The sequence below is a fragment of the Marinobacter sp. genome, from assembly GCF_035268745.1.
Classification (GTDB): domain Bacteria; phylum Pseudomonadota; class Gammaproteobacteria; order Pseudomonadales; family Oleiphilaceae; genus Marinobacter.
This window is the reverse complement of record NZ_DATFKH010000048.1, coordinates 1-10,471: the sequence shown is the minus strand read 5'-3', so window position 1 is coordinate 10,471 and position 10,471 is coordinate 1. Positions and strand designations below refer to the sequence as shown.

Here is a 10,471-nt window from a genome sequence, read left to right as displayed (position 1 = left end):
CCGCCTGCTTTCTTTGAGTTTAGTGCTAACCGGTTACTGACGGCTAATCAGGTTGCCGGCGTGCAGCCCGCACTCTTTGCGGGTGGCTTCCTCCCACCACCAACGGCCCTCGCGCTCGTGCTGGCCGGGCAGGATCGGGCGGGTGCAGGGCTGGCAGCCGATGCTGACAAAACCCTTTTTGTGCAATTCGTTGAAGGGCGCCTCACTCATCCGGATATAATCCCAGACCTCTTTTGAGCTCCAGTCTGCCAGCGGGTTGAACTTGATCAGTTGCTTTTCAGCTGTCGAAAAGGCTTCGTCGAGCTGAACTACCGGTACATCGTTGCGGGTGCCCGGGCTCTGGTCTTTTCGCTGGCCGGTAATCCACGCGTCCACCGTCTGCAGCTTGCGCCGCAGGGGGTTGACCTTGCGAATCCCGCAGCATTCGGCATGACCGTCCTCATAAAAGCTGAACATGCCTTTGCGATTCACCATATCTTCCACTTCCCCGGCATCGGGAAACAGGAACTGGATATTGATGCCGTAATGGTTGCGGACTTTCTCGAAAAATTCATAGGTTTCGGCGTGCAGGCGACCGGTGTCCAGGGAAAACACCTGAAGGTTGTCGGTAAGCCTGTGGGCCATTTCAATCAGCGCTACATCCTCGGCACCGCTGAAGGAAATTGCGATGTTATCGAATTCCGCAAACGCGGCCTTGAGAATTTTCCTCGGGCTCTGGCCGTCCAACTCTGCTTTCAGTCTTGCAATGTCTGTCATTGAATCAGTGACCTGCGCCGGTGATTGGAAGCCCAATCTATCATTAACGGTTGCCGGTCTGAAGGAATGCTCCTGTATAACCTTATACCGTCATTGCAGCATCCGGTTGCGAGAATGGACGGTGCATTCGTCAGTGGTTTTTTTTATCATGGCACCCTGACTTCACCGCAACAGGAGAAATCCGTGGAACTGGCCTGCCTGGACCTTGAGGGCGTACTTATCCCCGAAATCTGGATCGCTTTTGCAGAAAAAACCGGGATTGAGGACCTCAAGGCGACCACCCGCGATATTCCCGATTACGACGTATTGATGCAGCAACGCCTGAGGCTGCTGGACCAGCATGGTTTTGGTCTGCCCCAGATTCAGGAGGTGATCGGTGAGCTGGACCCGTTGCCGGGTGCGAGTGAATTTCTGGACTGGCTGCGTGAGCGCTTTCAGGTTGTGATTCTCTCCGACACTTTCTACGAGTTTGCGATGCCACTGATGGCCAAACTGGGCTACCCGGCGCTGCTTTGTCACAGACTGGAAGTGGGCGAAAACGGCAGAATTACCAATTACCTGCTGCGCCAGCGGGATCCCAAGCGACAGTCGGTGAGGGCATTCCAGCTTCTCAACTACCGGGTGATTGCCACCGGCGATTCCTACAACGACACCACCATGCTGAAACAGGCTGAAGCGGGGATTCTGTTTCATGCACCGGAAAACGTGATCAGGGAATTTCCGCAGTTTCCGGCGGTGCAGACGTTTGAGGAATTGAAACAGGCGTTTTTGAAGGCCAGCGCCATTCATGCAGTTGAGTGAACGCCAGTAAGCGGACAGACCCTTCCAGAACACGCTGTGAATACGTCCATGTACGCTCGGCCTCCGCCATCCATGGCTCCGGACGGTTCTGGAAGGGTCTGTCCGCTTACTGGCTACCGGAACTTTCGAGGAAATCCATCAGGGGTTTTACCTTGGTCAGGGTTTCCTGATATTCACTTTCCGCCTCTGAATCCGCAACAACGCCCCCGCCGCCCCAGAATTTCATGGTGCCGTTGCGGCACAGCGCCGTTCTTATGGTAATACTGCTGTCCATGCGGCCGTGGCAGCTCAGATAGAAGATGGAGCCACAATAGGGACCCCGGGGCCGGGCTTCCAGCTCGTGGATGATTTCCATGGCACGTATTTTGGGAGCACCGGTAATGGAGCCGCCGGGATAGGCGTGCATTAGCGCGGTAAAGGGCGTGACCCCGTCCCGGAGCCTGCCGGTAATCGTGCTCACCAGGTGGTGGACGTTGCGGTAGCTCTCAATCCGGAAAAGGCTTTCCACCTGCACGCTGCCCGTGGCGCAGCTTTTGCCCAGATCATTGCGCAGCAGATCCACAATCATCAGGTTTTCCGCCCGGTCTTTTTCGCTGGCAGCCAGTTCCTCCCGCAGGGCGAGGTCTTCAGCCGCTGTTGTGCCCCGCCGGCGCGTGCCCTTGATAGGCTTTGTTTCCACCTCGCCGCCTTCAGTACGGAGGAACCGTTCCGGTGACAGACTGACGATCTGTTGTTCATCCAGGTCCATGAAGGCGGAAAAAGGGGTAGGGAAGGCCCTGCTCAGGGTCCGGAAGGCAGACCATGGGGATCCCCTGAACGGTGCTTCGAAGCATTGGGCCAGATTGGCCTGATAGCAGTCGCCGGCCTGGATGTACTCCTGGACCCGCCGGAAGTTGTCAATATAGGCCTCCCTTGACTCCAGCGCCCGGAAGGGCCCCAGCAGGTCGAACTCCTGTGCCGTTGCCCGCTGCCCGGAGCTATCCGGCAGCTCCCGCACCAGCTCCGTCAGCAACTGCTTTACGGTCTGTTTTGTGGTCTCACTGCACTGCGGATGGAAGAGCACAAAGCTTTCAGATTTTTCCAGGTCCTGGATCAGCGCCCAGCCGAAAAAAGCGGTGGACAGTAGCAGCATGTCCGCCGGCAGGGAGCGGGCATGGCGCAGCAGGGAGGGCTCGCAGAAGAAGCCCAGCTCATAGGCGGCGAAGCCGATGAAGCCGCCGGTGAACGGTGCGTCGGCAGCTGCGAACAGGGTTGCGGTGCGGGTATCCTGCAGATGCTGATCCACTCGCTGCCATATGGCCTGGAAATCCTCCAGTGGGTCACCAGCCCTGAGCTCCAGACGGAATTCCGGGAACGCAGTGGTAATAATGAAGCGGCTGTTGTGCCGGCTGTCCTGGTTCGGCTGCCCGCTGGGCGCCATGCCCAGATGGGTGAAGCCGCGTGTCCGGGACAGGGCTTCGACCAGGGCGCTCGGGTCTGGAACGTTCATGAATTCGGGCATGCAGGCTCTGGTTTGTGATCAGATGCAGGGTAAGATGAGTATCATTGGATTGTGCAGGCCTTTGCGATGCCCCGTAAATAGCAGTCGCCAAAAAGAAGCTCTATGAAAAAACGAATCAGAAGGCGCTGGCAGCGCTGGATAAACAGGCGCATTCCGCGGCGCGACCATCAGCTGCTGAATCAGCGTAATGTGTTCATTCTTCCGACCGGGGCAGGGCTGGTGTTCGGTCTGCTGCTGCTGATCATGCTGGTTACCGGTATCAATTATCAGAACAGCCTGATCTATCTGCTGACCTTCCTTCTTGGCGCTGTTTTTGTCGCTGCCATGCACCAGACTCACCGCAACCTGACCGGTCTGAGTCTGACGGTTGTCAGCGGGGGTGAGGGCTTTCCCGGTGAGGCGGTGAGGTTTCGCCTGCGGGCCAGTGTGAGCGGCCACGACGCCCTGGCGATTTCCCTGGCCTGTGACAATTCGCGGATCGATCAGCAGCACGTGTTTGCGGCAGCGCCTGCCGACCTCTCCCTGGCACTGATTCCGTCCCGGCGGGGTTACTTCCGGCCGGACCGGATTCGGGTCGAGACCCGTTTCCCGTTCGGGCTGCTCAAGGCCTGGTCATGGTTACGTCCGGTGACTGCGGCCGTTGTTTACCCCAGACCCTTACCCGCGCCGGAGGCTGCGAGCACGGTTCAGGATGGCGACCAGTCGCAGCAGGCCCGTGCCATTGATGGTAATGATCACGCCGATATTCGTCCCTGGCGGGAAGGTGATATGAGCCAGAGAGTGCTGTGGAAACGCTTTGCCCGCACCGGCGAAATGGTGATTGCCGACTGGGAGGGCGAGCAGGGCAGTCCGCAATGGCTGGATTATGAGGCTTTCCGTGGTGTTGACAGGGAACTGCGACTGAGTTATCTGGCCCACCAGGTGCTGGCCCGGGTGAAAGGCAAACGCCCCTTCGGACTTAACCTGCCGGGCCAGGTGATCGATCCGGATGTCGGACCAGCCCATGGTAGCCGCTGCCTCAAAGCGCTTGCTGTGTTCGGTCTGGAGAAACCCCGCGAGGGTGAGACCCTGGCCCACGGCTCCCGACAGCCAGATGGCAGCCCTTCGCCAGTCGGGGCCGGGTCATGATGGCGGGTTTTTCCGGTGGCAAACGCAAGTTTGTGGCGCCCGAGCTGATTCCTGGTGCCGCACTGGTCTGGCTGCTGGGCGGGTTTGCCCTGTTGCTGCTGCCGCAATGGGACCGGCTGCCGGTGTGGCTGATGGCCATCTGCGTGGTATTTGCTTGCTGGCGCTGGCTGGCCCAGGCCGGCAAAGTCAGACTGCCGGGTAAGTGGTCGCGCCGCGGGATGATGATTGTTCTTGTCGGGGTTTATATTGCAACCGTCCAGGGACGCTTCACAGTAGAGACCGCCTCCTCGTTCTTCGTCCTGGCGGTGGGCCTCAAGTGGCTGGAAACCCGGACCCGGCGTGATTTCTATGTCCTGCTGTTCATTCTGATCTACCTGGCGGCGGTGAACTTCCTGTTCCGACAGGAAATCCACTGGACCCTTGTCAACCTTGCCGGCGTGCTGGTGCTGTTCGTCGGCCTGCAGATTGTTAATGCACCGGGGTTGGCGGGGGCCGCGCGCGCTGGCTGGAAACGGCTGGGGCTGATGTTGCTCAAAACCCTGCCGGTGGTGGTTCTGCTGTTTGTGTTCTTTCCCAGAATGAGCCCGTTATGGAGCGTCCCCCTGGTGTCCGGTGACGCCCGCACCGGTATCAGTGACACCATGACGCCCGGCGATATTTCCAGCCTGGCCCAGAGCAGTGAGCGAGCTTTCAGGGTAAGCTTTGGCGGGGAACTTCCCGCCCACCGGGACCGATACTGGCGCGGCCTGTTTCTGGACCAGCTCGATGGGGAAACCTGGCGCCAGAGCCGTAACCGGGAGTTGCTGCGACCGGGCCGGGTTGCCCTTGACGGGGGAGTAGGGCCGTTGCAGCCGGATGAGTACGATATCCTGCTGGAACCGACAGGGCGGACCTGGGCATTTGCGCTGGAGGATTCATCGGCAGTTTCCGACAACCTGGTGAAAAACGATGAGGGCCTTTTCCGGTTCAACCGTCCGGCCGATACCACAGTCCGTTATCGCCTGGCTCTTGATGGCAGCGATGTTCCCGCCACTCTGGATAACCCCCGCCGATACCTGCAACTGCCGGCCAGCGGAAACCCGCGCGCGCGGGAGCTGGCACAGAGCCTGAAGGCGGAGGCCTCCGGCCCCGGGGCAATGGCGGTCAGCCTGCTTCGGCGGTTCCGTGAGCAGGAATATTTTTACACCCTGCGTCCGCCGCCGATGCCCGAGGACGGCATTGATGCGCTGCTGTTCGATAACAGGCGGGGCTTCTGTGCCCATTATGCCGGTGCCATGACCTTTGTGTTACGGGCGGCGGGTATTCCGGCCCGGGTGGTTGTCGGGTATCAGGGCGGGGCTCCCGGCGCCGGTGACGAGTACCTGATCGTCAGGCAGTACGACGCCCACGCCTGGGTGGAAGCCTGGATACCCGGAGCAGGCTGGACGCGGCTCGATCCCACAGCTGCGATTTCCCCTGAACGGATCGAATCGGGGCTCCGTGAGGCGATGCGGGAGGAAGGATCGTTTCTGGAAAATGACTGGACCTCACCGCAACGTTACGCCGACATGGCTGCGCTGCAGTGGGCGTCGCTGCAACTGGATAAAATCAACTATCAGTGGCAGCGCTGGGTGGTCGGTTATCAGGGGCAGTCGCAGATGGATCTGATGTCCCGTCTGCCGGGCGGGTTCGGTCTGCGTGAGCTGGGCTATGTCACGGCCGCTGTGGTCGGCGGGGCGCTGTTGCTTGCGGGGCTGATTACGGCCCTGAGCGGGCGTTCCTTTGCCCGTCGTGATCCTTTTACCCGGGTCCTTGACCGCTGGTATTCGCTTTGTGAAGCCGCGGGTGTTCCGGTTCGCCACGGTGAGACCCCCGCACGCCAGGCGGAGCGTCTGGGCCATGCGGAGCCCGCGGCGGCGGCATCGGCAATGAACTTTGCCCGGCTGGTGAACAGGCATTACTATAGCCACGGTGCGGAGCAGGGCGCGGAGTCCGGCAACCGGCTTGATACTGACGTGGAGCGCCGCCAGGAACTTGATAGAATGAAAAGAGTTCTGGCCAGGCTTCGCCGCCAGTTAAAGCGTTCAGATTCGTCAACCGGGCGGGAAGGATGACTTGGAAACTTCGGTAACAGCCATGAGCTGGCTCAGCGAACCCTGGCAACGTCTGTGCCGGATCCTTGCGGAGGATCGTCTGCCACATGCCCTGTTGATCACCGGCGAGCAGGGTGTCGGTAAGCGTTTTTTTGCCGATCAGCTTGCTGCACTGCTGGTATGTGAACAGCCAGACCTGACGACCGGGGCGCGCTGTGGCCATTGCAAGCAGTGTGAATTGACCACTGCCGGGACCCACCCGGATGTACGCTGCTATAGCCCCGAAAAAAGCCGCATGATCCGGATTGATCAGATCCGTTCGCTGTCGTCTTTTGCGGTGGCTTCGCCCCAGGTGGCCGGACGCAAGATTGCGCTGATCGATCGCGCCGATCAGCTCAATATCAATTCCGCCAATGCCCTGCTGAAAACTCTGGAAGAACCGGTAGCGGATCTGGTGCTGATTCTGCTTCAGGAAAGCGGGCGACCCATTCTGCCCACGATTCGCTCGCGCTGTCAGACCTGGCCGATCGCCGCACCGTCGCCGGACCAGGCGTCGCGCTGGTTGCAGACACAGCTCGATCAGACCAATGCTGAAACCCGGCCAACCGCTGATCAGTGCCGCCGGGCGCTGATGCTTGCTGCCAATGCACCCCGGCTTGCCCTGACCTATCTGAGCGGCGATTTCATGGCTCAGCGGAACCAGGCTTTCGAGCACTTCCGCCAGTTCATGAAAGGGCAGATTACCGTGGGTGAGGCTGCAAAGCCCTTCAAGGCGCTTGGACTCGAGACCTCGCTGTGGTTGTTTGAAGGCTGGGCGGGTGACCTTGCCCGCCTGGGTGCCGGAGCGGCTGCCCGTGACGAGGAGGCCGCCGACATGCTCGGCTTTCTGGCCCGCCATAATCCGGCCTGGCGCGCTCATGAACTGATTGAGATGATTCATGAATCCCGCATGGCAGGGGTTTATAACGTCAGTCCTGAAATGGAGGTGGGCCGGCTGCTGATCGCCTGGCAAAAGCTGATGCCGGTAAAGCGGGTGGCCGCAAGCCAGAAAGTACTGCTATGATTGCGCATATTGAAGGGTTTAACACAGGTGTTTTTTATGGGCCCAGGTTTTGGCGCGCGCAGCGGTATTCTCACCCTGACGATCAAGGACAAGGCTGTGCTGTTCGCGGCGTACATGCCGTACATCCGGCAGGGCGGGCTGTTCATTCCGACCCAGAAACAGTATCAGCTGGGCGATGAGGTGTTCCTGCTTCTGAACCTGATGGAGGAGCCGGAAAAAATTCCGGTCGCGGGCAAGGTTATCTGGATTACCCCGAAGGGAGCACAGGGTAACCGTGCTGCCGGCATTGGCGTCCAGTTCAATGGCGAGGATGAAACTGCGCGAACCCGGATTGAATCCTATCTTGCCGGTTCGCTGAATTCCGACCGTCCCACCCATACCATGTAATGCATTCAATGAATGAAGCTGTCGAGGGCCAGGCATCTGATTGCGAGATATGCCCGCGGGAGATGACCTGGGCACTCAGGTATCTTGCTCTTACCGGCCTGCACTGGCCAGCGCAGTTACAGTCTTCGAAGTCCCCTGTCCTGATGGTCCATGGCTGGCTGGATAACGCCCTGTCGTTTGCCCGGCTGGCTCCGTTGCTGGCGCAGGATCGTGACGTCTATGCCATTGATCTGGCAGGGCATGGTCAGTCCGGTCACCGCCCTCCCGGGCAGGGTTATGCATTAACGGACTATATCGCTGATCTGGCCGAGCTTATTGAAACGTACTTCTGTGGCAGTGATGAATCCGGATGGCCTGACCTGGTGGGCCACTCGCTTGGCGGCAGCATAGCGCTGCTTTATGCAGCCGCCTTCCCCGGACAGGTGGGCAGGCTGGTGTTGATTGACAGCCTGGGACCGTTGACCCGGCCACCGTCAGAGGTGATCCCCCAGCTACGCAACGCCATAAAAAAGCGACTGCGGGGCTCGGGGGCACCGATGGTTTATGCCAGTATCGAGCAGGCCGCAAAAGCCCGTGAGGGCGGGATGATCCCGCTTTCCCCTGAGGCCGCCCTGAAGCTGGTTCCCCGCAATCTGCAGGAGGTTTGCGGGGGTTATGGCTGGTCAACCGATGCCCGCCTGAGGCACCCTTCCATGATGATGATGGATGAGGCCCAGGTAATCGGGTGCCTGCAGCGGGTCAGCACTCCCACCCGGTTTATCCGGGCGGAACAGGGATTGCTTGCCGACCGTCCGGGACTTCACGCACGTGCCGACGCAATAGCCGACCTGGAATTTGTGTCCTTACCCGGCGGGCATCACTGTCATCTCGATGGTGATGTCGTGCCAGTTGCCAGCGCAGTGAGGGAATTTATTGATGTTTGTTGATTTTGGCAGAATTATGATCCGGGCAGTGATGACAGCGCTGGCACTGGCTACAAGTGCTGCGCTGGCCACCCAGGTGCCCCCTGAGCCGTTTGCAGATTCGGTGCTGGAGGAAACCGTGGCCATTTCATCGCCGGGCCGGCTGGTGCTTTTCAGTCCGGTCCGGGAGGTGAATAATGAAATCCGCTCGGCTTCGCTGGCAAGGCTGCCGGTGCAGGGCACCGGTCGACTTTACCGGGTCCTCAACGGTGCAACCCGGGAAGAGGCGCGCGATCATTACATGCGTGAACTTCAGGCACGGGGCGCGCAGGTGATTTTCGAGTGTTCCGGGCGGGGTTGCGGCCGTAGTAACGTCTGGGCCAATCAGATATTTGACCAGTCGAGTCTTTATGGCAGCGACAGCGATCAGGATTACCTGGTGGCCGGGTCGGTGGATGAAAACGGCAGGCCGTCGCTGACTCTGGTCTACACCGTAACCACGGGCAGCCAGCGTGACTATGTCTGGGTCGAACAGCTTGAATCTCCGCCGGGGACGGTAATACCGGGCCTGGAGTCTGGCAGCGGGCGCATCAAGGGACCGATTCTGGTGCCCTGGGAGGGAAGCATTACCTTCAGCTTTGACTGGAGCGCGACAGACCGACGGCTGGTTAACGACTGGGCAGGCGCTGATGGCGCCCGGGTCATTCTGGTCGGGTTCAGTGAGCTGAAAGACGGTGAAACCTTTGAGGAAGCCCTGGGCCGGGCGGAAGATGCCGTCGAATCACTGTCACGGGTGCTGGAAAAGAGCGGCGTGCCCGAAAGCCAGCAGACGAGGGTGATTGCAGGCCCGTCCGTGGTCATTCCAAGCCCCGACCGGCAGGGAGATCGTGTTGAAGTCATGGTGATTCAGAGGTGAACTTTTGAACAGTGGCGAGAAAGCGAAAACGGTCGCCCTGACGCTGGGTAGTGGCGGGGCACGAGGCTACGCTCATATTGGCGCCATCGAAATCCTGTGTGAGCGCGGTTATGACATTGTGGCGATTTCCGGCTGCTCCATGGGCGCGTTGATCGGTGGCGTCTACGCGGCAGGCAGGATGAAGGATTACAAGGACTGGGTGACTGGCCTGGGCCAGTTCGATGTGCTCAAACTTCTTGATGTTACTTTCAGTTCGGTAGGCGCCATACGCGGTGAGAAAATCTTTTCCGTGGTCCGGGAGATGATTGGTGATATCCGCATAGAGGACCTGCCTCTTGCCTACACAGCGGTCGCCACAGACCTGCTCGGCCATAAGGAAATCTGGTTCCAGGAAGGCCCCCTTGATCAGGCCATTCGTGCTTCAGTAGCCATCCCCAGCGTGGTCACGCCACTGGTTCTGAACGGGCGGGTGTTGGTGGATGGCGCCTTGCTGAATCCGCTGCCCATTATCCCGACGATTTCATCCCACGCTGATATAGTGGTGGCGGTGAACCTCAGTGGCGAGGACGACCGCCGCCACCGGATATCGGCAGCCGATCTGGAGAGCGCACTGGAAAGTGAGAGCGCCACGGACGAGTGGGTTGAAAAGATCCGGGAAACGGCCTCGCGCTGGTTTGACTGGCATGCACTGAAAACCTTCGCCTCCAGACGCGACGGAGCACCGGGTGACGACTCCTCGGCTGAAGACCGGCTCGGCGAGGCGCTTGCCCGCAAACAGGCAGAGGCCAGAAAACAGACGGACAAGGACAAAGAGGCCGACAAGGACAACAAGGACAAGAACGGGACGGAAAAAAAGACCGAGGATTACGAAACCATCGACTGGGACAAATTGGGTATTGGCAAATTCGACGTCATGAACCTGAGCATCGAAACCATGCAGGGCGC

General features: G+C 59.7%; 10 protein-coding genes. 8 read left to right on the top strand and 2 right to left on the bottom strand.

All coding sequences use genetic code 11. The annotated features are described in order from the left end of the window. Positions 1-33: 33 nt before the first annotated feature. The gene (locus VJ956_RS03430) at positions 34-756 is read right to left on the bottom strand and encodes a phosphoadenylyl-sulfate reductase (protein WP_324081675.1); all 723 of its coding nucleotides are present in this window, start codon (positions 754-756) and stop codon (positions 34-36) included. A 183-nt stretch (positions 757-939) separates the two neighbouring features. Between VJ956_RS03430 and thrH the strand changes: the two genes are divergently transcribed. After that, positions 940-1,557, top strand: coding sequence for a bifunctional phosphoserine phosphatase/homoserine phosphotransferase ThrH (thrH, locus tag VJ956_RS03425; protein ID WP_324081679.1), 618 nt, complete (start codon positions 940-942; stop codon positions 1,555-1,557). Positions 1,558-1,663: 106 nt separating this feature from the next. Here thrH and pabB read toward each other — a convergent pair whose 3' ends face one another. Then, complete coding sequence (gene pabB / locus VJ956_RS03420; RefSeq protein ID WP_324081673.1) at positions 1,664-3,058, bottom strand: aminodeoxychorismate synthase component I; 1,395 nt, start codon at positions 3,056-3,058, stop codon at positions 1,664-1,666. Positions 3,059-3,160: 102 nt separating this feature from the next. Here pabB and VJ956_RS03415 point away from each other — a divergent pair, with 102 nt between their 5' ends. The 7 genes from VJ956_RS03415 to VJ956_RS03385 form a co-directional block, all read left to right on the top strand. After that, complete coding sequence (locus tag VJ956_RS03415) at positions 3,161-4,186, top strand: DUF58 domain-containing protein (protein WP_324081671.1); 1,026 nt, start codon at positions 3,161-3,163, stop codon at positions 4,184-4,186. Then, positions 4,183-6,279 carry a transglutaminaseTgpA domain-containing protein gene (locus VJ956_RS03410; protein ID WP_324081669.1) on the top strand — a complete coding sequence of 699 codons (2,097 nt, stop codon included), beginning with the start codon at positions 4,183-4,185 and terminating at the stop codon, positions 6,277-6,279. Before VJ956_RS03415 ends, VJ956_RS03410 begins: the two co-directional genes overlap by 4 nt. A 22-nt stretch (positions 6,280-6,301) precedes the next feature. Further along, complete coding sequence (gene holB / locus VJ956_RS03405; protein WP_324081677.1) at positions 6,302-7,321, top strand: DNA polymerase III subunit delta'; 1,020 nt, start codon at positions 6,302-6,304, stop codon at positions 7,319-7,321. A gap of 36 nt (positions 7,322-7,357) precedes the next feature. Then, positions 7,358-7,708, top strand: a complete 351-nt coding sequence (locus tag VJ956_RS03400; protein ID WP_324081667.1) for a PilZ domain-containing protein — start codon at positions 7,358-7,360, stop codon at positions 7,706-7,708. Positions 7,709-7,716: 8 nt separating this feature from the next. Then, a complete protein-coding gene (locus tag VJ956_RS03395) occupies positions 7,717-8,634 on the top strand; it encodes an alpha/beta hydrolase (protein WP_324081665.1) in 918 nt (305 codons plus the stop codon). Beyond that, on the top strand, positions 8,624-9,526 hold the full coding sequence (locus VJ956_RS03390) for a DUF4892 domain-containing protein (protein WP_324081663.1): 903 nt from the start codon (positions 8,624-8,626) through the stop codon (positions 9,524-9,526). Before VJ956_RS03395 ends, VJ956_RS03390 begins: the two co-directional genes overlap by 11 nt. Positions 9,527-9,530: 4 nt before the next feature. Further along, positions 9,531-10,471, top strand: a 941-nt coding sequence (locus VJ956_RS03385; RefSeq protein ID WP_324081661.1) for a patatin-like phospholipase family protein, incomplete at its 3' end; no start/stop codon positions are given.